The sequence below is a fragment of the Enterobacter sp. 200527-13 genome (assembly GCF_027924865.1).
In the GTDB taxonomy this organism is placed as follows: domain Bacteria; phylum Pseudomonadota; class Gammaproteobacteria; order Enterobacterales; family Enterobacteriaceae; genus Enterobacter; species Enterobacter ludwigii.
Genome location: NZ_BSCM01000002.1, coordinates 444,236 through 468,154, shown reverse-complemented (window position 1 = coordinate 468,154; position 23,919 = coordinate 444,236). Strand labels below are relative to the sequence as shown.

The window sequence follows — 23,919 nt, the reverse complement described above, 5'->3', positions numbered from 1 at the left end:
CCCTTAATGGGCCTGGTCGTCGCTGACGGAGGACTGTAATGCCTGGGCGAAAGATTTGGCGATCGCCTGACGCTGAGCCGGAGCAACGCTGGTATTGATAAGGTTGGTGACCATATTTCCCAAAACCATCAGGGAGAGATCGGTCGGCGTTTTATGTTTTTCCAGTACGTTGACCAGCTCACTGAGCAGTTGTTCAACGTGTTCATCACTGTAGCGGGAATGTTGTGGCATAAATCAAAATCAGTTTGTTGATGAAAGGGCAACATATTACCGTAGCGACAGCTTTTTTTCCCCTTTTTTATCTGTTGTTGCACACATGACCTGGTGGTGGTTGAATACCGCCCGGTCTAAAAGGAGAGTTTATCATGAGTCTGGAAATCAACCAGATTGCCTTGCACCAGCTTATCAAGCGTGATGAGCAAACCCTTGAAGTGGTGCTTCGCGATTCGTTACTGGAACCCACGGCGACCGTTGTGGAAATGATGGCGGAGTTGCACCGCGTCTACAGTGCTAAAAATAAAGCCTATGGTCTGTTCAGCGAAGAGAGCGAACTGGCTGATAGTCTTCGTCTGCAGCGTCAGGGCGAAGAGGATTTCCTGGCGTTTAGCCGCGCCGCCACCGGACGTCTGCGTGACGAACTGGCAAAATACCCGTTCGCAGACGGCGGTATCGTCCTGTTCTGTCACTATCGCTACCTGGCAGTAGAGTATCTGCTGGTCACCGTGCTGAACAATTTAAGCAGCATGCGCGTGAATGAGCAGCTGGATATCAGCTCTACCCACTATCTTGATATCAACCATGCGGATATCGTGGCGCGTATCGATTTAACCGAGTGGGAAACGAACCCGGAATCGACCCGCTACCTGACCTTCCTGAAAGGCCGCGTCGGCCGTAAAGTGGCTGATTTCTTTATGGACTTCCTCGGCGCCAGCGAAGGTCTTAACGCCAAAGCGCAGAACAAAGGGCTGCTGCAGGCGGTTGACGACTTTACCGCTGAAGCGCAGCTCGATAAATCTGAGCGTCAGACCGTGCGCCAGCAGGTGTACAGTTACTGCAACGAACAGCTGCAGGCGGGAGAAGAGATTGAGCTGGAGTCGCTGTCAAAAGAGCTGGCGGGCGTCAGTGAAGTCAGCTTCCAGGAATTTACCGCTGATAAAGGCTATGAGCTCGAAGAGAGCTTCCCGGCGGATCGCAGTACGCTGCGACAGCTCACTAAATTTGCCGGTAGCGGCGGTGGGTTGACCATCAACTTTGATGCCATGCTGTTGGGTGAACGCATCTTCTGGGATCCGGCCACCGATACGCTGACCATTAAAGGCACGCCGCCGAACCTGCGCGATCAGCTTCAGCGCCGCACCTCTGGCGGGAAATAACAGGCATAAAAAAAGCCCCGCAGAAGCGGGGCTTTTTTTTCGACGTGTTTGCGATTACGCGCGAACGAAGTCGATGTGAGTGACTTTTGGCTTGAACGCGTGACGCTGAACAGCCTGAACTTTCACTTTTTCTTCTTTACCGCCAACAACGATGGTCAGAACTTCGCTGTAGAATTCAGGTTTGTTCTGCAGGTTCCACACTTTGTCGTGATCCAGTTCGATTGCAACTGGAGCAGCTTCGCCACCGTAAACGATAGCCGGGAACTTGTTAGCGTTACGCAGGCGGCGGCTCGCACCCTTACCCTGCACGTTACGTACTTCTGCTTCGATAGTAAACATTGATTTCTCTCTGTATTTTAAACCCTACTACAGGCGACCCAGCAGCAGGTGAGTGTTCTGCTTCACGGATATGAAGCGGGCGGCATTTTATACTCAAATGCCCCTCACATCAATGAAAAGTCCCCTTAACCGCGCAATTCGTTGGCGCGACGAAAACGGCCTTCGTAATCAAACACCTTTTCCCGAACCTGCCAGAACTGTCCTTTCATACGAGCCACAACAAAATCCGGGTGGCGCAGTAACACCTGCTGGCGCACGATATCGGCCACGGTAATCCAGCGCAGCGGTACACCGGGCGTACGGGTGTGCGGGCGAATAAAGAGTTGTTCGAAGGCCATACGCTGGGCAGGCGTATGTACCCTGAAGCGCTCGCTGACGTCTGCGCCGTCTTCATCGTAATAGGTGATTTTCAGCCACTCGCCTTTGTCATCCGCGCCGGGATGCAGTGCCATACCGGAACAGCGCAGCACCAGCGCATCTTTTAACTTCAGCGCTGCTTTTAGCATGTCATCAGGATCGACCAGAACCGTATCGCATTCGCGACAGCGACGGGCGGCAATATCGTTTTCCGCATTGCACTGAGGGCAGTTTTTAAAGCGGAAACGGAAATCGCACTGTTCCCGATGTCCTTCGTCATCTTCAAACCAGCCCTGACAGCGGCGGCCAAAATGTTCAATCAGCGTGCCGTCTGCGGTGGTTTTACCCCAGAAGGTGTTGGCAAAACCACAGGCAGGGCAAAAGACCTGAACGGGGACGTTGTCGCTTTTGCCTTTTGGCGTGCCGACTTCCGGAGAGTAGAGATCGTGCGGGTTACCGGCGTAATCCAGAATAAGACAGTCGGTTTTCCCGGGCGCCAGGCGCAGGCCGCGCCCCACAATCTGCTGATAAAGACTGACCGATTCGGTCGGACGTAAAATGGCAATCAGATCGACATGCGGGGCATCAAACCCGGTGGTTAACACTGACACGTTCACCAGATAGCGGAATTGTTGCGCTTTGAAGGCGTCGATCAGGCGGTCGCGCTCCGGCCCGGGCGTCTCGCCGGTGATTAAGGCCGCGTCCTCGGCGGGCAGCAGCCCGGTAATTTCTCGCGCATGCTCCACGGTGGCGGCAAAGATCATGACCCCTTTGCGCGTCGCGGCGAACTCTTCTATCTGGCTAATGATATGCGGGGTAATGCGCTTTTGCTTTTTCAGCTCCTGGTTCAACTCCGCTTCGCTGAATAACCCGTTGCTCTGCGCCTGTAATCGGCTGAAATCGTACTGCACCACCGGCATGTCCAGCCGCTCGGGCGGCGTCAGGTAGCCATGCTTGATCATGTAGCGCAAAGGAAGTTCATAGATACAGTCGCTGAACAGCGCTTTCTCGTCGCCGCGCACCATGCCGTGATAATGGTAGCGATAGATCCAGCCTTTACCCAGGCGAAACGGGGTCGCCGTCAGGCCAAGCAGGCGAAGGTGCGGGTTCACCTCTTTCAGGTGAGTGAGGATTTGCTGATACTGGCTGTCGTCGTCATCGCTGATGCGGTGACACTCGTCGACAATCAGCAGCGAAAACTCACTGCGAAACAGATCAAGGTTGCGGGCCACCGACTGTACGCTGCCAAAGACCACTTTGCCGTGGCTCTCTTTACGCTTTAGCCCGGCAGCGAAAATGTCAGCTTCCAGCCCGAGCGCGCAATACTTGGCATGGTTTTGCGCCACCAGCTCTTTGACGTGGGCCAGCACCAGCACGCGTCCGCGTGCCAGACGCGCCAGTTCGGCGATCACAAGGCTTTTGCCAGCACCGGTCGGAAGCACAATGGCCGCCGGTGCCTGGTGTTTACGAAACCAGGCGAGAGTGGCGTCTACGGCTTCCTGCTGATAAGGACGAAGTGTAAAAGTCATGGGGTCTCGGTTTAGTTATTTCGCATATAGTATGCCACGAAACTTTTTCCCTTGAGTGGCGCAACCAGACCATTATACTGAGCCATTCCAGACTGCTTCTTTTTCGGACCTGTTGTCCGACTTCCAGCACCATTAAGGCTAAAAAGATTTCATGCGACTTGATAAGTTTATCGCTCAGCAACTCGGCGTAAGCCGCGCTATTGCCGGGCGTGAAATTCGCGCCAGCCGCGTTACCGTGGATGGCGACATTGTGAAAGACACTGCGTTCAAACTCCAGCCTGACCATCAGGTTGAATATGACGGCAACCCGCTGACCCAACAGCACGGGCCGCGCTATTTCATGCTCAATAAGCCGGAAGGCTATGTCTGTTCCACGGACGATCCGGATCATCCAACGGTGCTTTATTTCCTCGACGAACCGGTCGCGCACAAGCTGCATGCCGCTGGCCGTCTCGATATCGACACCACCGGGCTGGTGCTGATGACCGACGACGGGCAGTGGTCACACCGTATCACGTCTCCGCGCCATCACTGTGAGAAGACGTATCGGGTGACGCTGGAGTCTCCGGTCGCGGATGACACGGCAGAACAATTTGCCAACGGCGTTCAGTTGCATAATGAAAAAGATTTGACCCGGCCTGCCGTGCTTGAAGTGATCGCGCCTACCGAGGTTCGTCTGACCATCAGTGAAGGGCGCTACCATCAGGTGAAGCGTATGTTTGCCGCGGTGGGTAACCACGTTGTCGGTCTGCATCGTGAACGTATTGGCGCAATTGAACTCGATCCTGAGCTGGCGCCCGGCGAATATCGCCCGTTAACGGAAGAAGAGATCGCCAGCGTTGGTCTGCCTTCGCATTAATTTCAGGAGAACTCTGTGACCACCAGGCCACACTCGTCGTTCAAAATTGTCTTCATTCTTGGCCTGCTGGCCATGCTGATGCCGCTGTCTATTGATATGTATCTGCCTGCACTGCCGGTTATTTCCGCGCAGTTTGGCGTACCGGCAGGCAGCGCGCAGATGACGCTCAGCACCTATATTCTCGGTTTTGCCCTCGGTCAGCTGTTTTATGGTCCGATGGCGGACAGCTTTGGCCGCAAGCCCGTTATCCTTGGCGGGACCCTGATTTTTGCAGGGGCAGCGGTGGCCTGTGCGCAGGCGCAAACCATCGATCAACTGATTGTCATGCGCTTTTTCCACGGTCTGGCGGCGGCAGCGGCAAGCGTGGTGATCAATGCCCTGATGCGCGATATCTACCCGAAAGAAGAGTTCTCCCGGATGATGTCGTTTGTGATGCTGGTGACGACGATTGCACCACTGGTGGCCCCTATGGCCGGCGGTGCGGTGCTGGTATGGTTCAGCTGGCATGTGATTTTCTGGATCCTGGCGCTTGCCGCGCTGCTGGCCTCGGCAATGATCTTCTTCTTTATTGATGAAACGCTACCCGCGGAGCGCCGACAGAAATTCCACATCCGAACCACAATGGGGAATTTCGCCTCACTGTTTCGCCATAAGCGCGTGCTGAGCTATATGCTGGCGAGCGGTTTCAGCTTCGCCGGGATGTTCTCATTCCTGAGCGCCGGGCCGTTTGTCTATATCGAACTGAACCATGTTTCTCCGCAGCACTTCGGTTATTACTTTGCGCTCAACATCGTCTTCCTGTTCATTATGACCATCATTAACAGCCGCTTTGTCCGCCGAGTCGGGGCGTTGAACATGTTCCGCGCCGGGCTTTGGATCCAGTTTGTGATGGCTATCTGGCTGGTGCTGAGTGCTTTTACAGGCGTGGGCTTCTGGGCGCTGGTGGTGGGGGTTGCGGCCTTCGTCGGCTGCGTGTCGATGGTTTCCTCCAATGCGATGGCGGTGATCCTCGACGAATTCCCGCATATGGCAGGCACCGCTTCGTCGCTGGCCGGAACATTCCGCTTTGGCATCGGCGCCATCGTCGGGGCGTTACTGTCGATGGCCACGTTTAATACGGCCTGGCCGATGCTGTGGGCGATGGCGTTTTGTGCAACCAGCTCCATTCTTTTCTATCTCTACGCCAGTCGGCCGCGAAAGGTGGCCAGCTAACGCGCAAATAAGGCCCAGTCAGGGCCTTTTTTGTTGACACACATCAACCAAAGCTGCGTTCGTTTACCCTGTGTTTGTTTCTTTTATGTAAAATCTATTTGTGTAAAAAGTCACATCATTGTATTTAAAAAGGTTGAGTTAGATCGCAGAAACGGGTACATATAGCGCCGACGCGAGCCTGAACACCTATAAAAAAGCGCCGAATAGTGCAGGCTGGCGATGATGTGTTACTATAAATGTAAATAAATTGTGAAGTAATTTTTGCTTCCGGGGAACGAACGTGAATACATTACAACTCTCCATAGTCCATCGCTTGCCCCAGAGCTATCGCTGGTCGGCGGGTTTTGCAGGTTCGAAAGTTGAACCGATTCCGCAAAGCGTCGCGGGTTGCGAGAATTGTCTGGTTGCACTTAAGTTGCTGAGCCCGAGCGACGAAAATGCATGGCGAGTCATGGAGCGTCTCAGCGAGGCCCTGACGGATATTGAAGTGGACAGCTCCGTACTAGAGTGTGAAGGTGAACCCTGCCTGTTCGTGAAAAGCCAGGATGAATTTGCCGCGACCTGCCGTCTGAAAAACTTTGGTGTTGCTATCGCTGAGCCTTTCTCGGGCCAGTATCCTTTCTGAGCGCTAGTCTGCGGACAACAGCTGGCGCGTGTAGCTCTGCGTTGGCGCAGCAAATACGCGCTGGCACTCTCCCTGCTCGACCACTTCTCCCTGTCGCAACACAATCACCTGATGGCATAACGCCCGCACAACCTGTAAATCATGGCTGATAAAGATATAGGCCAGCCTGTGCTTTTCCTGCAATCCTTTCAGTAATGCCAGGATCTGAGCCTGAACGGTTCTGTCCAGCGACGACGTCGGTTCATCCAGAATGATCAGCTCCGGTTTGAGGATCAGCGCGCGGGCAATGGCGATACGCTGGCGCTGACCGCCGGAAAATTCAGCCGGGTAGCGGTGCCGGGTATCCGGATCTAAGCCAACTTCTGCCATAACGCGTATCACTTCTTCTTCCCGCTGCCGGGCGGTCAATGCTGGCTGATGAACGCGCAGACCCTCTTCGACAATCTGTAATACGTTCAGCCGTGGGTTAAGCGAGGAGTTTGGATCCTGAAACACAACCTGCATGCGGGGACGAACGGGCAACATCTGGCGACGGTTCCAGTTGTGCAGCGGCATACCGTCAAAGAGGATCTCACCCTGCGAGGCGATTAAGCGCAGCAGTGCCAGGCCGGTGGTGCTTTTCCCCGAACCGGACTCGCCCACCAGCCCCAGCGATTCGCCCGGACGTAGGGAAAAATGGATATTTTTCAATACCGGATTCTGGTCGACGATGCGCCGCAGAATCCCTTTGCGAACAGGAAACGACACGCCCAGCCCCTCAACGCGCAGCAACGGCGCGCTGTCAGCCGGCAGGGGAACCGGGTCACCCGTGGGCTCGCTATCAAGCAGACGCTGCGTATAGGGGTGCTGAGGCGCTTTCAGCAGGGTGGCTGCGGTGTTCTGCTCGACGCAGCGTCCGTTTTGCATCACGGCGACGCTGTCGGCGAGCTTTCTCACAATGCTGAGGTTATGGGTGATAAACAGCAGGCTCATGTTCAGTTCGTCACGCAGCTCCCGCAGCAGCCGCAGAATTTGCGCCTGCACCGTCACGTCCAGCGCGGTGGTGGGCTCATCGGCAATCAACAGTTCGGGTCGCGTGAGCAGGGCCATCGCAATCATCACCCGCTGACGTTCGCCGCCGGAAAGCTGATGGGGAAAATCGTTCAGCCGTTTTGCGGCATTGCGAATGCCGGTTCGTTCAAGACAATCCAGAATCTCCCCCCGCGCCGCCTCTTTGCGCATGCCCCGGTGCAGGGACAGCACTTCATAGAGCTGTTTTTCCAGCGTGTGCAGCGGGTTAAGAGAGACCATCGGCTCCTGGAAAATCATGGCAATGTTATTGCCGCGAATTCCGCGCAGGGTTTTTTCATCGGCATGCAGCAGCGAGCGACCGTGAAACAGAATGTCGCCTTGCGGATAGCTGACGGGCGGAGACGGAAGCAGGCGCAGGATCGACAGTGCCGATACGCTCTTGCCAGAGCCTGACTCGCCTACCAGCGCCAGCGTTTCGCCGCGCTGGATCTGCAGCGACAACTCCGTGACCACGGTACGCGCCTCACCCTGTTTTGAAAAGGCAATCGACAGGTTATCAATACTGAGAAGGGGCTGCGTCATCTTATACCGCCTTGTTGGGATCAAAAGCATCGCGCACGGCTTCGCCAATAAAAATCAGCAGTGAAAGCAGCACGGCCACGGCAAGAAAGGCGGTGATGCCTAACCACGGTGCCTGCAGGTTGTTCTTGCCCTGCAGCAGTAGCTCGCCGAGCGACGGGGAACCGAGAGGGAGCCCGAAGCCAAGGAAATCAAGCGAGGTGAGGGTAGTGATGGAACTGCACAGAATAAACGGCAGGAAGGTGAGGGTCGCTACCACGGCGTTAGGAAGCATATGGCGGAAAATGATCCCGCGGTCGCTCACCCCCAGCACCTGGGCAGCGCGAATGTAATCGTAATTACGGGTGCGCAGAAATTCCGCCCGCACCACGCCTACCAGCGCCATCCAGCCGAAGATGACGGTAATGCCTAACAGCCACCAGAAGTTTGGCTGTACCACGCTTGAAAGCAGAATGATCAGAAACAGCGTCGGCATGCCTGACCAGACTTCAATAAAACGTTGACCCCACAGGTCGATTTTCCCGCCGTAGTAGCCCTGAACGGCACCAGCTACCACGCCCATCACGCTGGAAAAGACGGTCAGCATCAGCCCAAAGAGGATCGAGATCCGCGTGCCGTAGAGGATGCGTGCCAGCACATCGCCACCGTTGGCATCCGTTCCCAGCCAGTTTTGCGCGGAAGGCGGGGAAGGGAAGGGGGTGGTGGTCGCAAAGTTAATGCTGTTTGCGCCAAAACGCACCGGCGCCCAGAGTGCCCAGCCGTGCTGTTCAATTTGTTGGCGAAGCCACGGATCCTGATATTCAGCGGGCGTCGCAAACGGGCCACCAAAATCGCTTTCGCTGTATTGGGTGAGAACGGGCACATACCAGCGGTCGTTAAAGTGCACCAGCAGCGGTTTATCGTTGGCAATCAATTCCGAACACATGCTTAAGACAAACAGGACGGCAAAGATCCACAGCGACCAGTAGCCGCGGCGGTTGTGGCGAAAACGGGCCCATCGGGCCTGGTTGACGGGGCTTAAACGCGGCATCAGCGGCCCTCAAAATCAATTCGGGGATCAACCAGCGTATAGCTGATATCGCTGATGATATTCAGCAGCAGGCCAATCAGGGTGAAGATATAAAGCGTGCCAAACATGACCGGATAATCGCGCGACACGGTGGCTTCATATCCCAGCAAGCCCAGTCCGTTGAGGGAGAACATCACCTCTATCAGCAGCGAGCCGGTAAAAAACATACTGATGAACGTGGCAGGAAATCCGGCAATCACCAGCAGCATGGCGTTGCGAAAGACATGTTTCCACATGATCTGCTTTTCGCCCACGCCCTTCGCACGGGCAGTCACAACGTACTGTTTACGGATTTCATCGAGAAAGGCGTTTTTGGTCAACATGGTCAGGGCCGCAAAGCCGCCAATGACGGTTGCAAGCACCGGCAACGTGATGTGCCAGAAATAATCGGTGATCTTCTTGTACCAGGGCAGGGTGCTGAAATCCGCTGACACCAGCCCCCGTAGCGGAAAGATATCGAAATAGCTGCCACCGGCAAAAAAGACAATCAACAGAACGGCAAACAGAAACGCCGGAATGGCATAGCCGATGATGATAAACGTGCTGCTCCAGACATCGAAGCGGCTGCCGTTGTGAACCGCTTTACGGATCCCCAGGGGAATAGAGACGAGATAAATAATCAACGTTCCCCACAGCCCCAGGGTAATCGACACCGGCAGACTTTGCTTAATCAATGTTAAAACCGACGCGCTGCGAAACAGGCTGTCACCAAAATCAAAGCGGAGGTAGTCCCAGAGCATGTTGAAATACCGCTCGTGAAGCGGTTTGTCGAAGCCATAACGATGGGTGATCTCGGCGATGACTTCCGGATCCAGGCCACGTCCGCCGCGATAATGGCTTTCACTGATATTTCCCAGGCCGGTGCGGGCATGGCTCGCGCCCATTCCTTCGCCACCGCCGCCAGGCATGCCGCCGCTGTTGCCAAATTCAATGGCTGCAATAGCCTGGTCGACCGGGCCGCCGGGCGCGATTTGCACAATAAAAAAGTTAATCGTGATGATTGCCCAGAGGGTCGGGATAATCAGCAGGAGACGGCGGATCAGATACGCACCCATGATGATTCCTTATCGCCGCTCAGCGGGAAGTCTGGCGGCTTTGTTAACGTCATACCACCAGGTGTCGAAGCCCAGTGAATAGACAGGGCGTACGGCAGGCTCGGAGAACTTGTCCCAGCGCGCAAGCCTGTCTTCGCCCATATACCACATTGGCAGCATGTAGTAATTCCAGGTTAAGACCCTGTCGAGGGCGCGTCCCAGCGGCAGGAGTTTTTCTTTATCACCCTGCGCCGCCACAATTTTCGCAATCAAGGCATCAATCGCCGGGCTTTTCACCCCCGGCGCATTGTAGGAGGAGTCGATATAGCTGGATGCCCAGGATATTTGCAGATCTGAGCTGGGCCACGGCTGCGCGGGCCACAGGGTTTGCATCATGTCGTAATCACGGCTGCGTTTGCGGTTGGTGAGCTGCGCGTTGTCGACCTGGCGAATGTTCATGGTAATCCCCAGCCGTTCAAGATTGTGCTTAAACGGCAGCACCCACTGATCGTTGCTTCCGGACGCAAGCAGCAGCTCAAAGCTTAACGGTTTGCCCGTTCTGGAATCGACGCGTTTTTGATTCTTCAGTGGCCAGCCTGCATCATCCAGCAGCTTGCTGGCTTTAAGCAGGTTGTCGCGATCGTAGCCGTCACCCTTTGACGCCGGAGGCTGAAATACCGTCGTGAACACCTCCGGCGGCAGTTCTGCTTTCAGCGGTGCCAGCAGGACAAGTTCGTCCGCTTTTGGGTAATCGCGAGCGGCGTATTCAGTGTTCTGGAAATAGCTATTTGCCCGGCTGTAAGCACCGTAAAATAGCGCTTTGTTCATCCATTCAAAATCAAAGGCCAGGGTAATGGCTTCCCGCACCCGGCGGTCAGTAAATACCGGACGCTGGATATTAAACGCCAGCCAGCGCGTATCCTGAGCGGACGCGTTTTTATGCTCGTCTTTAACGATATACCCGTTAGCGAAGTTTTTGCCGATATACCGTGTCGCCCAGTTTTTAGCGCTGCTCTCCACGCGCATATCGAACGCACCGGCTTTGAATGCTTCAAATGCTACGTTATCGTCAAGATAGTAATCGTAGCGAAGGGTATCGAAATTCCAGCGGCCCCGGTTTACCGGCAGGTTTGCCGCCCAGTAGTCTTTGACCCGGGAATAGACAACATACTGCCCCATGCGCCAGTCGGTGATACGGTATGGGCCACCCGCCAGCGGGGGCGTGGAGAGCGGGTCACTAAGTTTGTGATCTTTCCAGAACGATTCAGGCATCACGGGCAGGGAGAACAGGCTGAGCATGTTCTCTTTATTCGGCTCACTCAGCTCAATACGCACCGTGAGCGGGGCAATGGCTTTGACCGTAACGCCTTTGTAGACAATGCGGAACTGGGGAACGCCCTCAGTCATAAATTTGTGAAATGTGAAGGCAATGTCGCTGGCTTTGACCGGCGTCCCATCGTGAAAACGCGCCCGTGGGTTAATCGAAATTTCCGCCCACGCAAAGTTATCCGCGTAACGCACGTTGTCGGCAATCAGCGGGTAGTAACTGCCGGGTTCATCATCAGACGTAACAAACAGCGTATCGTAGAGCGATTCTGTTCGCGCTGCCGCCACGCCGCGCAGGGCGAAGCGGTTGAAGTTGTCGAACGTTCCCGTAGCGGAGAGGGTCACGTTCCCGCCTTTTGGCGCGGCAGGATTGACGTAATCAAAGTGCGTAAAATTGACCGCGTACTTTGGCTCACCAATCACGGAGAACGCGATGTTCTCTGTGATGGTTTGCGCCTGGCTGGACAGGCTCGTTAATGCCAACAGCAGCAACATAAAGCGCATAAGCATCTCGCGGCGGCTCCCTTTCGACTGACCGGCTCAGTTAAGCTGAATAATAAGTGACGTCACGGGCAATGTGAAATCATTCAACGTTCAGGCTGCCATTGGCGGAACTGCTCCAGCGGCATCGGGCGGCTAATCCAGTAACCCTGAAGGAAAACAACGCCATGTTCGCGCAGCCAGGCTGCCTGCTCCGGCGTCTCCACCCCTTCGGCGACGGTCGACATATTCAGTCGTCTTGCCAGGGTGAGTACGGCATCAAGCACCGGGGAGGTCACGGTTTCCGTCCCGATCGCGTTGACAAAACCCCGGTCAATTTTGATGTAATCCATGGTGAAACGCTCAAGGTAAATCAGCGCACTGTGGCCGGTACCAAAATCATCAATCGCAATTTCAAAGCCTTCATTGTGCAGCCATTCGAAAAGATTGTTGGCTTCCCGATGGTTAACCATGTCGCGCTCGGTGATTTCCAGCACGATCTGGAAATGATCCGGCGGCATTAAGTCCAGGAAAGTGCGCATATCCTCTTTGAAGCTTTCCGCATGAAGATGCCCCGGCGCAATGTTAATGCCCAGTTTTGCGCCCGGCGGCAGAAGGGTCTGTAATACCGGCGCGTCGCGGATGATGAGGTCAAAGAGATGCAGCGTCAGCGGCACAATCAGCTTCTGCGCTTCGGCGAAGTTGATAAAGGCATCAGGCGGAATTTCCCCCATCGTCGGGTGTTTCCAGCGCATCAGGACTTCGACACCGCGCATTTGCAGCGTCTCTGCATCCACAACAGGCTGATACACCACATAAAACTGGCCACGTTTAATGGCGCTCAGGATCTCTTTGCCTGGGTTAAGACGCGTGGTGAGGATATAGAAATTAAGCGAGCCGGCCGCAATCCCGCAGACCAGTCCAAAGAACACCGCGAACAGGATTTCATCGCTCGTCCACTCTTCGGCGTACAGTTTGATCGTCAGCGGAACCTCTTTTAGGGTCGCGGTGCGTGCCGGCGTTTCATGTAAATCCTGTGCCTTAACCAGTGTGGCGGACCTGGTCGACAACGCATTGTCGCCAATGATGATGGCAATGCCCGCGAACTCGTTCTGGCGTGCGGTATAAAGCATGTACGGAGTCAGGTTGATGTTTACCGAAGTAAACACGCCGCCGTCCTTCACCAGCGGATTTCGATACCAGATGGCAATCGCGGGTCTGTGCGGCATCATCGGTGTGCCCGGCAGTAACGCCATATCAATTTGTTTATCGATGTGCAGCTCGGGTATCAGTTCTTCCATCGGGACGTTCATCGGACCGGTGGCTGAAGAGCAGTACGCCAGTTTATCCCTGACCAGCAAAAAGGCGCGCACGTTAAGGCTAAAGGCCGCGCGAGAGGTCAGCTCAGCGTTGACGTCGTGGCAGCTGTTCAGCGTGAGCGGCTGAAGGAGATCGATAGAGCTTTTTAACTCATCGAAGTAGCTTTCCATGTAGATGCTCACGTCGTCAATCAGGGTGTCGAATCTGACTTCCCGCTTGTGGTAGCTCCAGAAAAATTGCAATGAACCCAGGAGCAGGGCTGTGATCAGGCCGGTGATAAGGCTGAGGAAAAGTATCTTGCGATTACTGGAGAAGTAGCGGGTGAACATAGACGTCGTGGTTCCTGGATTGCCGCTGAATGTATTCAGTGTAACGGGCAAAAAAAAACACCGCCGAAGCAGTGCTTTTTTTATCATATCGCCGGCCAAGGGATAACCAACGATACAATGATTATTTTAACTGCGGGTCAGTACGCGGCGCGCTTCGTTATAGCGCTTCTTCCAGTAAGGTTCGTTCATGCTGGAAATGGTCACACCGCTGCTGGTGGAGGCATGTACAAACTGGTCATTGCCAATGTAAATGCCAACATGTCGACCTGTCGAACCCGCACGGAACAGGACTAAATCCCCGGTGCGCAGTTTAGTGCGTGAAATCGACTTGCCCATCTCCTGCTGTTCGTAAGTTGAACGCGGAAGATCTAACCCAAACTGCTCACGGAAAGTACGCTGTACGAAACCGGAACAATCAATGCCTTTTTTGGTGCTGCCGCCAAGACGATAACGCACGCCTTTCCAGTCAGCATACTGGTCCATAATACGGGACTTCACGTCCAGATTACGTACCATATTTTCAAATTCATCCTGAGAGGCTTGCAGTGACGAGGAATCTTCCATTCCCACAACACGCGTCTCAGGATGCATATTCTTTGCGGTGTTCGATGTACTACATGCAGATAACAGTACCGCCACTGCTATCGCCGGGATCCCCCGTAAGATATATCTCAAAATCGGTTGAGATTTGACCATTTTGTTTATTATCCCTTGAAGTCCTTAACGACAAATATCGTTATAAAAAATGCCAAACGTGACGAGACTAATTATCTGTTCACAATGAGACAATTCTTTCTGATCACATTTGTGGCGTAGCGCACAAATTTATTCACCAGCGAAATAATTATCTCTATGGGGCAAAACGAGTTCGAGATTAACCGATTGCCTGGGGTATTGCGAGCAAAAAAAGCCTTTTTTTTATAAGAAATTGTGATACAGAAAGTAAAAATTGATAATTGTTCAAAAAGCGCACGATCAAGGTTAAAAACCGTGCAACACATTCATTTTTATCACGAATATTGTGACGAAATGATGACGGGAGGGGGGGAAAGGGGAGAAAAGTGCATCAAGGATCAAAACGATCCCTGATGCATAGTGTTAATTAAGGTTAATTATTGGTTTCTGATTTGTTGCGTTTTGCCGGGGAGGTAGCGATCGAACACGGCTATTATCTTGTCGCTCAGCGGTGTCATCAGACACCACGGCAGCGCAACCAGCACAGAAGAGAGCGAACCGACTGCAATATCAGTAAACCAGTGAGCGCCAATCATTACCCGTGGGAAGGCAAAAACCACAAAAATAATCAGGGCTATCGCAAAGGCTTTTCGGCCGAAATAGCGGAGCATCACGCCGGAAAAAATAAGCAGCATCATTCCGTGATCGCCCGGGAAACTGGCCTTCGACGCATCTTTCGTTGGAATATGCAGCAGCTCGCTGACGCGATAAATATCGGGGAAGAAGAGCGTTGGGCTGGAACGCTTAACCGGAATAATGGCCGTTGCCAGCTGGTTAATTACCACCGCAAGCAGCAACATCATCAAACCAATAATCAGAATACGGCGGCGTCCTGTTTTGTCCTCTTTCAGCCAGAAAGAGAGCATCAGGCCGCCCATCGCCAGCAGCGAGCAGCCGTCAAAGGCGCGGTTATTCGTGATAGCAACCAGCCACAGGAAGGCTTCGCTCTTCACCAGTTCCTGGTTGAAGAAGTGAAAAATGGCAGAATCCAGCGGAAACCAGACACCATGATTCGCCGGGATATACCAGGAGAAAAAGAGCGCCAGACCGGCGACATTAAGCAGTAATATCAGGGGAAGTCGAGTCGTCATAACATTCAGCATAGAGTGAAATCTGGGGCAACGTTAGCCGCCCAAACTTAAACGAAGCTTCAACAGGCTGGACTGCAGGGCATTCCAGTCGGCGTTAACCGCACTAATTAACTCTATTCGGCTATCAGGTGGCGCCACATTTTGCGTTTCGATAAAGAAATCTTCGCCCTGACGGTTGATCCGCACCAGCCCGTCCGGGGTGCGCATGATCCCTTTAACACGATCGACCGGAGCCAGTCTGGCCCATTCGAGTACGCCGATGGTATCGAAAACGGTATCCGCATCGAAAATCCATCCGCAGGCCTGATAGCCCTGGCCGCTGTTAAGGTTACGACGCCAGCGCTGGTGTTCCGGCAGACTCAGGGCAGCCAGACCCTGTTTTTGCGGATGGCTGTGGGCGTGTTCCGCGCTTGCCGGGAGCGCCGCCAGGTTCAGACGAGGCAGGTCAAGCAGGGCGTTATCAATTTTCCCCTGGGTGGTCTGCACCCGCTGACGGTTGCCACCGAAGTGCTGCCACCATGTCTCCAGTGCGGACTGGCTTTCCGCCGTTGCGCGATCCTCTTTATTGGCGACGATAATATCTGCCGAGGCGAGCTGGTCGCGGAAGTTCTCGTTGGTCACGGCTTTTTCATCCAGCAGCTGACGGGGGTCCAGCAGGCACAGCGTGGCACGCAGATCGATCCACGGCTCGTAGACCGGCGCGGTCAGTAAATCGAGAATTTGCTTCGGATGACCCAGCCCGGTCGGTTCAATCAGCAGACGGTCTGGTTTGCCCTGACGCAGCAGCGTATTCAGCCCGACCTGCATCGGCAGACCATTTACGCAGCACATGCAGCCACCGGGGATCTCTTTGATCATCGCGCCGCTGTCTGCCAGTAATGCGCCATCAATACCCACTTCGCCAAATTCATTGACCAGGACGGCCCATTTTTCTGCCGGATCCTTATTGGCCAGCAGGTGGAGAATTGAGGTGGTTTTACCGCTGCCGAGAAAACCGGTAATGAGGTTGGTTTTGGTCACGTGCGCTCCAGTCGATGATTGTGATGCTATAACAATTATCCATCATCCTGGCGAAAAACGGGCGCAATGAGAAGGGGGAGGGCGAACGGAGGCAATCGCCGTTCGCCTTAAGCGCAATAATCGCTAAATATTTAACGTTTCGATAACAGCCTGACGCGCGCCATGGCGGGCGATGCGCTGATAGGCCTGGCTGATGGCCTCCACGAATAGGCTATTTTGTGCGAGATCGTGACCAAAGATTTCACTCAGCCCCAGCAGGGCGTTGACGCGCTCAGCGTCGCTGCTGGCTGCAACAAGGGTGCGGATTTTATCACTCAGCGGATCGCGCACATCAATCGCGTCGCCACGCTCGTCGGTACCGCTGACGTAGCGGATCCAGCCTGCAACGCCCAGGGCCAGCAGCGGCCACGCGGTTTTACGTTCAAGATGGATGCGGATCCCATCCAGCATGCGTTGCGGCAATTTCTGGCTTCCGTCCATCGCAATTTGCCAGGTCCGGTGCTGCAGTGCCGGATTGGCAAAGCGTTCAAGCAGGCTATCGGCATAAGCCGTGAGGTCGACATCCTTAATACGCAGCGTAGGAGCCTGCTCATTTAGCATTAACCGACGTGCGGCTTCGCGAAAAGCGGTGTCTTCCATACATTCGTTGATGTGCGCATACCCGGCGAGGTAGCCCAGATACGCGAGGAAAGAGTGGCTGCCGTTGAGCATGCGCAATTTCATCTGTTCCCACGGCAGAACGTCCTGCACCATTTGTACACCAGCCACTTCCCATGCCGGGCGTCCGGCAACAAAGTTATCTTCCACTACCCACTGAATAAACGGTTCGCAGCTGATAGCACAAGGATCTTCTACTCCAAGCTCTTGCGTGATTTCTGCCAGCGACGCCTCGGTCGCGGCAGGGACAATTCGGTCGACCATGGTCCCCGGAAAGCTCACATGTGAATCAATCCACTCTGCCAGCGCCGGGTCGCGTTTCTGGGCCATCCCCAGTACCGCGTTTTTCACCACATGGCCGTTATCAGGGATGTTGTCGCAGGAGAGGACGGTAAAAGCGGACAAGCCGCGTTCACGGCGGCGGTGGAGCGCCTCGACCAGGATCCCGGGCGCGGAGTGCGGTTCAGACGGGTTCTCCAGATCGTGAACGATCCGGGAGTTGTGCAAATCCAGATTACCGGTGGCGGGATCGATGCAATAACCTTTCTCTGTGATGGTGAGCGACACAATGGCGACCTGAGGTTCACAAAATTTCTCAATGATGGCAGGCAGAGAATCCAGTTTTGCGTTCAGACATTCATGGACGGCACCGACGATAATCGGCTGGTTTCCCTCCGCCCCTTTTTCCAGCACGGTGAAGAGATGATCCTGTGCGCGCAACTGGCTCATCAGCACGTCGCCGCTGAAGAGGCTAATCTCACAAATACCCCAGTCGCCGCCTTTCTCATTCAGCACCCGGTTTGTTAACAAGGCCTGATGCGCGCGGTGAAATGCGCCGAAGCCAAAATGGACGATGCGAGAGCGTAACTGCTTACGATCGTAGCGAGGGAGCTGGACATGGGCAGGAAGCGAGGTGGAGGCAATTGTCTTCATGAAATACACACCTGATTAACCATTAATTAACAACGCCAGTGTAAAGTTATATGACAGCAAATTAAATTGGTGAGCCGTAAATATCCCCGAAGTGTGAGTTTGATCAATCAATGTGTGGCGGTGTGTTGACCCTTTACGGCAAACATGTATGGTAGTCGTCATCGTAGTCATCCATATTGGTATAACAACTTTAGAGGTGAGGCAATGGAACAGACCTGGCGTTGGTACGGGCCGAACGATCCGGTTTCTCTTGATGATGTGCGTCAGGCTGGCGCAACGGGTGTCGTGACGGCGCTGCATCACATTCCTAATGGTCAGGTATGGCCGATTGAAGAAATCAAAAAGCGTCAGGCGCTGCTGGCGGAAAAAGGCCTGACCTGGTCTGTGGTGGAAAGCATCCCGGTTCACGAAGATATCAAAACCCATTCAGGTGATTATCAGACCTGGATTGCCAACTACCAGCAGAGCATTCGTCACCTGGCGGCCTGCGGTATCGATACTGTTTGCTATAACTTCATGCCCATTCTTGACTGGACGCGCACCGATCTTGAGTACACGTTGCCGGACGGTTCAAAAGCATTACGTTTCGATCAGATTGCCTTTGCGGCATTTGAGCTGCACATCCTGAAACGTCCTGGTGCAGAAGCCGATTACACGGCTGAAGAGCAGCAGCAGGCGCTCGCGTGGTTTAACGCAGCCAGTGACGCCGAGATTGAAAAGCTGACCCGCAATATTATTGCTGGCCTGCCGGGCGCTGAAGAGGGCTATACGCTGGATCAGTTCCGCGCGCGACTGGCGGAATATGGGAATATCGATAAAAACCAGCTGCGTGAAAACATGGCGTTTTTCCTGCGCGCTATCGTACCGGTAGCGGAAGAAGCGGGCGTGCGCCTGGCCGTGCACCCGGACGATCCTCCGCGTCCTATTCTCGGTTTACCGCGTATCGTGTCCACGATTGAAGATATGCAGTGGCTGAAAGAGACCGTGGACAGTATCTATAACGGATTCACCATGTGTACCGGCTCTTACGGCGTGCGTGCGGATAACGATCTGGTGCAGATGATTGAAACCTTCGGCGATCGTATTCACTTCACGCATCTGCGTGCGACCTGTCGTGAGGATAATCCAAAAACCTTCCATGAAGCAGCGCACCTGGGCGGCGATGTGAATATGGTCGCGGTAGTGGATGCGATTCTGGCGGAAGAGGTACGTCGTAAGCACGCGGGTGACGTTCGTCCTATCCCGTTCCGTCCCGATCATGGTCACCAGATGCTGGACGATCTGCGTAAGAAAACGAACCCAGGTTATTCGGCGATTGGTCGTCTGAAAGGCATGGCGGAAGTGCGGGGCGTTGAGCTGGCGCTGAAGATGACGAAATACCCGGAACTGCTGTAACGTCTGTTGCCCGGTGGCGCTGTGCCACCGGGCGAATATCGCATTAGTCTGCGCGACCCATATAGCGTTTTTCTTCGATATGGATGCGGATTTTCTCGCCCGCGGAGAGGTATTCTGGCACCTGCACCACCAGACCGGTCGTCAGGGTTGCTGGTTTGTTGCGGGCACTTGCGGATGCGCCTTTGATGCCCGGAGCCGTTTCCACGATTTCCAGATCCACGGTCTGCGGCAGCTCCAGCGCCAGCAGCACGCCATCCCAGGTCAGAACCTGCATGTCAGGCATCCCGCCTTCAGGAATAAAGAGGAGTTCTTCTTCAATCTGATCTTTGGTGAAGATATACGGGGTGTAATCTTCTTTATCCATGAATACGTATTCGTTGCCATCAATGTAGGAAAAATCAACATAGCGGCGGGTCAGGGTCACGGTATCAACGATATCGTCACCTTTAAAACGTTCTTCCACTTTCAGACCGGTACGCACATCGGCGAAACGCATTTTGTACAGCGTTGCTGCACCACGGGCGCTCGGGGCCTGAATATCGATATCTTTCACAATCAGCAGCTTGCCGTTGTAATTCAGTACCATACCTTTCTTAATTTCGTTCGCTCTTGGCATTGCAGTAATCCTGTTTACGGGTGGTAAAAAATATCGCGCCAAATTACTCGTGCTCGGCCTTTCAGGCAAGCGGAATTCGTGGCTTTTGCTATCAATACACAAAAGGTGTTACTGTGCGCGCAATGCCCGACTGCGCGGGCGTTCTTCAGCGAAAGAGAGCCTGTATGGATTGTCGTCCCGATTGTGGCGCGTGTTGTACCGCACCGTCCATTTCAAGCCCCATTCCTGGCATGCCGGACGGCAAACCTGCTAATACCCGCTGTGTGCAGCTTGCTGAAAATAACCTGTGCATGATCTTTGGTTCCCCGCTGCGCCCGAAAGTCTGTTCCGGCCTTCAGCCGTCCGCGGAGATGTGCGGCAGCACGCGCACGCAGGCGATCACCTACCTTCTTGAGCTGGAAGCGCTCACCGCCCCTTAAACGTCCTTAATTCGCGCCAGACACCCTATCGTCAGCGTACACATCACCAGCGCAATCCAGAATACCGTGTGATAGCTCCAGATCTCGGCCACGATGCCGGCCATTGAGCCTGCAATAATCCAGCCCACGCGAGTGGTATTGGTATAAAGGGTGGTGGCGGAGCCTGCCTGGCCTGGCATCAGGTCCTGGAAATAGAGCATGCCAATCCCGGCGAGTATGCCGATATAAATGGCGTTGAGAAGCTGCAATGCCAGCAAGAGTCCTGGCGTGTGCACCGTCAGCATACCGATATAGAACAGCAGTCCTGCGACAGCCGCGATGCGCATTAAAAAACGCTTTCCGAAACGCTTCGCGTAATAGCCCGCGATCAGCATGGTCGGGATCTCAAGCCCGGCCGCGGTTCCCATCATAATGCCCGCCAGCTTCTCTGGCAGATGCAGCTCATCAATAATAAACAGCGGCATGTTGATAATATAAAGGCTGTTTGTTCCCCACATCAACGTACAGATAACAAACAGGAGCAGCGCATCACGACGGTTACGGCGCGGGGCTTCCAGTACGCCTGAAGCCACTTTGGGCTCTTTGCGCATCGACGGCAGGAAGAACCACACCATGGTGCCGCACACCACAAACGCGACAGCCGCACTCAGGTACATCACCGTAAAGCCAAACCCCATCGCCAGGGCATACGCCAGCGGCGGGCCAATGACCCATGCCAGCGACACCTGGGCACGCAGAATAGAGCTGAACATCACCGCTTCACGACCGGTATGGTCGGCGTGCTCGCGGGCGAGGGCGAACATCTGCGGGTTCGCCGTGGAACCGAAGCTGCTCAGGAACACCCCCACGAACAGCAGGATGAAATAGTTGCGGTTAAAAGCAAACAACACGCAGGCAAACACCCCGAGAAGGCAGCAAAAGACGATCAGACTTTTACGATCGCCTTTTCTGTCGGAACGCCCCGCCAGAAACTGACTCACCAGAATGCCGATGATGGCACTGCCGGTAAAAAAGAAGCCAACCATTGCCGGACGGGCGTGGACTTCATTGGTCAGAAACAGGCTCAGCGTGGGCGTCTGTAACGCCCCGGCAATGCCGGTAAGGAAGGCAACAATCAAAAACGCCGTGGACGTCAAATCAAAGGGTTTTGGCGAGGCGGCGGCAGGGGTGTTATGCATACTTTCAGTATCAGCAAGTCATAAAGAGACGCGGAGTGTACGACGCTTGTCAGAAAATAAACAGGTACTGCGGTCAATTTCGCCACGAAAAATCAAAATGCCATTTCAATTAACAGTCGCGGGCTGAACTTAGCTGAAACTGACTTGATGAACGTCAGCAAGATTCAGCTGAGCGAAGAAGAAATGTGCTGTATCTCTAAATTCTGCATCGCCATTTGTAACTTTTCTTGCAAGGTTAAGCAGAAAGCGCAAGACTTTTTGAAACGTTTCAGCGCTATCTTGTTTTAACAAACGGAGCAGGCTAGCGCATTTTTTCTCATTTAAGCTGAAACGATTCAAGTTCAGCAGGAGAGGAGAACCATGTTCCAGTTATCTGTTCAGGATATCCACCCGGGCGCTCAGGCCGGGAACAAAGAAGAGGCCATTCGCCAGGTTGCCGCTGCCCTTGTGCAGGCGGGTAATGTCGCGGACGGCTACGTTAACGGCATGCTGGCGCGCGAGCAGCAGACCTCCACTTTCCTCGGCAATGGCATCGCCATTCCGCACGGTACAACGGACACCCGCGATCAGGTGCTGAAAACCGGCGTTCAGGTTTATCAGTTCCCTCAGGGTGTGGTGTGGGGCGACGGTCAGGTTGCTTACGTGGCAATCGGTATCGCTGCCAGCAGCGACGAGCACCTGGGCTTGCTGCGTCAGCTGACGCATGTGCTGAGCGATGATTCGGTGGCTGAACAGCTGAAGTCCGCGACGACTGCGGAAGAGCTGCGCGCGTTGCTGATGGGCGAAAAACAGAGTGAAGCGCTGAAACTGGATAATGAAACATTGACCCTGGATGTTGTGGCGAGCGATCTGGTCACGCTGCAGGCGCTGAACGCAGGCCGTCTGAAAGAAGCCGGTGCGGTAGACGCGTCCTTTATCACGCGCGTTATCAATGAGAAGCCGCTGAACCTGGGACAAGGTATCTGGCTGAACGACAGTGCTGAAGGCAACCTGCGCAGCGCTATCGCGGTGAGCCGCGCGGCCAACGCGTTTGACGTTGAGGGCGCGCACGCTGCGATGCTGGTCACCGTCGCGATGACCGATGAACAGCCGGTTTCCGCGCTAAAACGTCTTGGCGATCTGCTGCTGAATGACAAGGCTGAAAAACTGCTGAACGCTGACGCAAGCACGCTGCTGGCGCTGCTGACCAGCGATGATGTGCTGACTGATGACGTGCTGACCGCTGAGTTTGTAGTGCGTAACGAGCACGGCCTGCATGCCCGTCCTGGCACCATGCTGGTGAATACCATTAAACAATTCGAAAGTGAGATTACCGTGACTAACCTTGATGGCACGGGCAAACCGGCCAACGGCCGTAGCCTGATGAAAGTTGTCGCGCTGGGCGTGAAGAAAGGTCACCGTCTGCGCTTTACCGCACAGGGTGCTGATGCTGAACAGGCACTGAAAGCGATTGGCGACGCCATCGCGGCAGGTCTGGGGGAGGGCGCATAATGAGCAGACGTGTTGCGACTATTACGCTGAACCCGGCATATGACCTGGTGGGGTTTTGCCCGGAGATTGAGCGCGGCGAAGTAAACCTCGTGCGTACCACTGGCCTGCATGCTGCAGGTAAAGGGATTAACGTCGCGAAAGTGCTCAAGGATCTCGGTATCGATGTCACCGTGGGCGGATTCCTCGGTAAAGATAACCAGGATGGTTTCCAGCAGCTGTTCAGCGAACTGGGGATTGCTAATCGTTTTCAGGTTGTTCAGGGCCGTACCCGTATCAACGTCAAGCTGACGGAGAAAGACGGCGAAGTGACCGATCTAAACTTCTCAGGCTTCGAGGTGACTCCGTCAGACTGGGAGCGCTTCGTGAACGACTCTCTGACCTGGCTTGGTCAGTTCGACATGGTCTGCGTCAGCGGCAGCCTGCCGTCCGGCGTGAGCCCGGAAGCGTTCACCGACTGGATGACGCGTCTGCGAAGCCAGTGCCCATGCATTATTTTTGACAGCAGCCGTGACGCGCTGGTCGCCGGCCTGAAAGCCTCGCCGTGGCTGGTGAAGCCGAATCGCCGCGAACTGGAGATCTGGGCTGGCCGTAAGCTGCCAGAATTAAAAGATGTGATTGACGCTGCCCATGCGCTACGCGAGCAGGGTATCGCTCACGTGGTTATCTCTCTTGGTGCAGAAGGGGCGCTGTGGGTTAACGCTTCTGGCGAATGGATCGCCAAACCGCCATCGGTTGACGTTGTCAGCACCGTTGGCGCAGGGGATTCAATGGTAGGCGGTCTGATTTATGGCCTGCTGATGCGTGAATCCAGTGAACATACTTTACGTCTTGCCACCGCCGTTGCTGCCCTGGCCGTTAGCCAGAGCAATGTCGGTATTACCGATCGTACCCAGTTAGCCGCGATGATGGCGCGCGTTGACTTAAAACCTTTTAACTAACAGC

General features: G+C 54.5%; 22 protein-coding genes. 8 read left to right on the top strand and 14 right to left on the bottom strand.

The window, feature by feature from the left end; genetic code table 11:
- Positions 1–3: 3 nt before the first annotated feature.
- Entirely contained in the window at positions 4–231 is a 228-nt protein-coding gene (locus QMG44_RS11430; RefSeq protein ID WP_001135586.1) for a YejL family protein, read from the bottom strand.
- A gap of 134 nt (positions 232–365) precedes the next feature.
- Here QMG44_RS11430 and yejK point away from each other — a divergent pair, with 134 nt between their 5' ends.
- Positions 366–1,373 carry a nucleoid-associated protein YejK gene (yejK, locus tag QMG44_RS11425; protein ID WP_014170942.1) on the top strand — a complete coding sequence of 336 codons (1,008 nt, stop codon included), beginning with the start codon at positions 366–368 and terminating at the stop codon, positions 1,371–1,373.
- 54 nt (positions 1,374–1,427) lie between these two features.
- Here yejK and rplY read toward each other — a convergent pair whose 3' ends face one another.
- A complete protein-coding gene (gene rplY / locus QMG44_RS11420; protein ID WP_014170941.1) occupies positions 1,428–1,712 on the bottom strand; it encodes a 50S ribosomal protein L25 in 285 nt (94 codons plus the stop codon).
- Between the two features lie 125 nt (positions 1,713–1,837).
- Complete coding sequence (locus tag QMG44_RS11415; protein WP_086532280.1) at positions 1,838–3,598, bottom strand: DEAD/DEAH box helicase; 1,761 nt, start codon at positions 3,596–3,598, stop codon at positions 1,838–1,840.
- 151 nt (positions 3,599–3,749) lie between these two features.
- Between QMG44_RS11415 and rsuA the strand changes: the two genes are divergently transcribed.
- The 3 genes from rsuA (at position 3,750) to QMG44_RS11400 (ending at position 6,294) form a co-directional block, all read left to right on the top strand.
- The gene (gene rsuA, locus QMG44_RS11410) at positions 3,750–4,457 is read left to right on the top strand and encodes a 16S rRNA pseudouridine(516) synthase RsuA (protein ID WP_014170938.1); all 708 of its coding nucleotides are present in this window, start codon (positions 3,750–3,752) and stop codon (positions 4,455–4,457) included.
- 15 nt (positions 4,458–4,472) lie between these two features.
- Positions 4,473–5,669 carry a Bcr/CflA family multidrug efflux MFS transporter gene (locus tag QMG44_RS11405; RefSeq protein ID WP_014170937.1) on the top strand — a complete coding sequence of 399 codons (1,197 nt, stop codon included), beginning with the start codon at positions 4,473–4,475 and terminating at the stop codon, positions 5,667–5,669.
- A 280-nt stretch (positions 5,670–5,949) separates the two neighbouring features.
- Positions 5,950–6,294 (top strand): YejG family protein, encoded by a 345-nt coding sequence (locus QMG44_RS11400; protein ID WP_014170936.1) that lies wholly within the window; start codon positions 5,950–5,952, stop codon positions 6,292–6,294.
- Between the two features lie 3 nt (positions 6,295–6,297).
- Here the strand turns inward: QMG44_RS11400 and yejF are convergent, their stop codons facing one another.
- The 9 genes from yejF to QMG44_RS11355 all read right to left on the bottom strand — a co-directional run bounded on the left by yejF (position 6,298) and on the right by QMG44_RS11355 (position 17,878).
- Positions 6,298–7,887, bottom strand: a complete 1,590-nt coding sequence (yejF, locus tag QMG44_RS11395; RefSeq protein WP_086532281.1) for a microcin C ABC transporter ATP-binding protein YejF — start codon at positions 7,885–7,887, stop codon at positions 6,298–6,300.
- A gap of 1 nt (position 7,888) precedes the next feature.
- Complete coding sequence (locus QMG44_RS11390) at positions 7,889–8,914, bottom strand: ABC transporter permease (protein ID WP_014170934.1); 1,026 nt, start codon at positions 8,912–8,914, stop codon at positions 7,889–7,891.
- Positions 8,914–10,008 carry a microcin C ABC transporter permease YejB gene (locus QMG44_RS11385; protein WP_014170933.1) on the bottom strand — a complete coding sequence of 365 codons (1,095 nt, stop codon included), beginning with the start codon at positions 10,006–10,008 and terminating at the stop codon, positions 8,914–8,916. The genes QMG44_RS11390 and QMG44_RS11385 overlap by 1 nt, the downstream gene beginning before the upstream one ends.
- A 9-nt stretch (positions 10,009–10,017) precedes the next feature.
- Entirely contained in the window at positions 10,018–11,823 is a 1,806-nt protein-coding gene (locus QMG44_RS11380; protein ID WP_063214746.1) for an extracellular solute-binding protein, read from the bottom strand.
- Positions 11,824–11,900: 77 nt separating this feature from the next.
- On the bottom strand, positions 11,901–13,442 hold the full coding sequence (locus QMG44_RS11375) for a cyclic di-GMP phosphodiesterase (protein WP_020883182.1): 1,542 nt from the start codon (positions 13,440–13,442) through the stop codon (positions 11,901–11,903).
- Between the two features lie 126 nt (positions 13,443–13,568).
- Complete coding sequence (gene mepS / locus QMG44_RS11370; RefSeq protein WP_014170930.1) at positions 13,569–14,138, bottom strand: bifunctional murein DD-endopeptidase/murein LD-carboxypeptidase; 570 nt, start codon at positions 14,136–14,138, stop codon at positions 13,569–13,571.
- Between the two features lie 416 nt (positions 14,139–14,554).
- Entirely contained in the window at positions 14,555–15,268 is a 714-nt protein-coding gene (locus QMG44_RS11365) for a phosphatase PAP2 family protein (RefSeq protein ID WP_025203633.1), read from the bottom strand.
- A 33-nt stretch (positions 15,269–15,301) separates the two neighbouring features.
- A complete protein-coding gene (locus QMG44_RS11360; RefSeq protein ID WP_059306572.1) occupies positions 15,302–16,288 on the bottom strand; it encodes a GTP-binding protein in 987 nt (328 codons plus the stop codon).
- 123 nt (positions 16,289–16,411) lie between these two features.
- On the bottom strand, positions 16,412–17,878 hold the full coding sequence (locus tag QMG44_RS11355) for a mannitol dehydrogenase family protein (RefSeq protein WP_020883184.1): 1,467 nt from the start codon (positions 17,876–17,878) through the stop codon (positions 16,412–16,414).
- A gap of 204 nt (positions 17,879–18,082) precedes the next feature.
- Here QMG44_RS11355 and uxuA point away from each other — a divergent pair, with 204 nt between their 5' ends.
- Entirely contained in the window at positions 18,083–19,273 is a 1,191-nt protein-coding gene (gene uxuA / locus QMG44_RS11350; RefSeq protein WP_032678583.1) for a mannonate dehydratase, read from the top strand.
- 43 nt (positions 19,274–19,316) lie between these two features.
- Here the strand turns inward: uxuA and yeiP are convergent, their stop codons facing one another.
- Positions 19,317–19,889 (bottom strand): elongation factor P-like protein YeiP, encoded by a 573-nt coding sequence (gene yeiP / locus QMG44_RS11345; protein WP_008500940.1) that lies wholly within the window; start codon positions 19,887–19,889, stop codon positions 19,317–19,319.
- Positions 19,890–20,053: 164 nt separating this feature from the next.
- On the opposite strand from yeiP, the gene QMG44_RS11340 reads away from it, so the two are divergent.
- A complete protein-coding gene (locus QMG44_RS11340; protein WP_020883186.1) occupies positions 20,054–20,308 on the top strand; it encodes a zinc/iron-chelating domain-containing protein in 255 nt (84 codons plus the stop codon).
- Here the strand turns inward: QMG44_RS11340 and setB are convergent.
- Complete coding sequence (setB, locus tag QMG44_RS11335; protein WP_014170922.1) at positions 20,305–21,486, bottom strand: sugar efflux transporter SetB; 1,182 nt, start codon at positions 21,484–21,486, stop codon at positions 20,305–20,307. The two genes, QMG44_RS11340 and setB, sit on opposite strands and share 4 nt — an antisense overlap.
- Before the next feature lie 360 nt (positions 21,487–21,846).
- Between setB and fruB the strand changes: the two genes are divergently transcribed.
- Positions 21,847–22,977: a fused PTS fructose transporter subunit IIA/HPr protein gene (gene fruB, locus QMG44_RS11330; protein WP_014170920.1), complete on the top strand. Its 1,131-nt coding sequence runs from the start codon at positions 21,847–21,849 to the stop codon at positions 22,975–22,977.
- Entirely contained in the window at positions 22,977–23,915 is a 939-nt protein-coding gene (fruK, locus tag QMG44_RS11325) for a 1-phosphofructokinase (RefSeq protein ID WP_014170919.1), read from the top strand. The genes fruB and fruK overlap by 1 nt, the downstream gene beginning before the upstream one ends.
- The last annotated feature ends 4 nt before the right edge of the window (positions 23,916–23,919 follow it).

Bases quoted from the DNA above. Each gene is read 5' to 3' on its own strand.
- QMG44_RS11430 (WP_001135586.1), bottom strand. From the start codon at position 231: ATGCCACAACATTCCCGCTACAGTGATGAACACGTTGAACAACTGCTC.
- yejK (WP_014170942.1), top strand. From the start codon at position 366: ATGAGTCTGGAAATCAACCAGATTGCCTTGCACCAGCTTATCAAGCGT.
- rplY (WP_014170941.1), bottom strand. From the start codon at position 1,712: ATGTTTACTATCGAAGCAGAAGTACGTAACGTGCAGGGTAAGGGTGCG.
- QMG44_RS11415 (WP_086532280.1), bottom strand. From the start codon at position 3,598: ATGACTTTTACACTTCGTCCTTATCAGCAGGAAGCCGTAGACGCCACT.
- rsuA (WP_014170938.1), top strand. From the start codon at position 3,750: ATGCGACTTGATAAGTTTATCGCTCAGCAACTCGGCGTAAGCCGCGCT.
- yejF (WP_086532281.1), bottom strand. From the start codon at position 7,887: ATGACGCAGCCCCTTCTCAGTATTGATAACCTGTCGATTGCCTTTTCA.
- QMG44_RS11390 (WP_014170934.1), bottom strand. From the start codon at position 8,914: ATGCCGCGTTTAAGCCCCGTCAACCAGGCCCGATGGGCCCGTTTTCGC.
- QMG44_RS11385 (WP_014170933.1), bottom strand. From the start codon at position 10,008: ATGGGTGCGTATCTGATCCGCCGTCTCCTGCTGATTATCCCGACCCTC.
- QMG44_RS11380 (WP_063214746.1), bottom strand. From the start codon at position 11,823: ATGCTTATGCGCTTTATGTTGCTGCTGTTGGCATTAACGAGCCTGTCC.
- QMG44_RS11375 (WP_020883182.1), bottom strand. From the start codon at position 13,442: ATGTTCACCCGCTACTTCTCCAGTAATCGCAAGATACTTTTCCTCAGC.
- mepS (WP_014170930.1), bottom strand. From the start codon at position 14,138: ATGGTCAAATCTCAACCGATTTTGAGATATATCTTACGGGGGATCCCG.
- QMG44_RS11365 (WP_025203633.1), bottom strand. From the start codon at position 15,268: ATGACGACTCGACTTCCCCTGATATTACTGCTTAATGTCGCCGGTCTG.
- QMG44_RS11355 (WP_020883184.1), bottom strand. From the start codon at position 17,878: ATGAAGACAATTGCCTCCACCTCGCTTCCTGCCCATGTCCAGCTCCCT.
- uxuA (WP_032678583.1), top strand. From the start codon at position 18,083: ATGGAACAGACCTGGCGTTGGTACGGGCCGAACGATCCGGTTTCTCTT.
- yeiP (WP_008500940.1), bottom strand. From the start codon at position 19,889: ATGCCAAGAGCGAACGAAATTAAGAAAGGTATGGTACTGAATTACAAC.
- QMG44_RS11340 (WP_020883186.1), top strand. From the start codon at position 20,054: ATGGATTGTCGTCCCGATTGTGGCGCGTGTTGTACCGCACCGTCCATT.
- setB (WP_014170922.1), bottom strand. From the start codon at position 21,486: ATGCATAACACCCCTGCCGCCGCCTCGCCAAAACCCTTTGATTTGACG.
- fruB (WP_014170920.1), top strand. From the start codon at position 21,847: ATGTTCCAGTTATCTGTTCAGGATATCCACCCGGGCGCTCAGGCCGGG.
- fruK (WP_014170919.1), top strand. From the start codon at position 22,977: ATGAGCAGACGTGTTGCGACTATTACGCTGAACCCGGCATATGACCTG.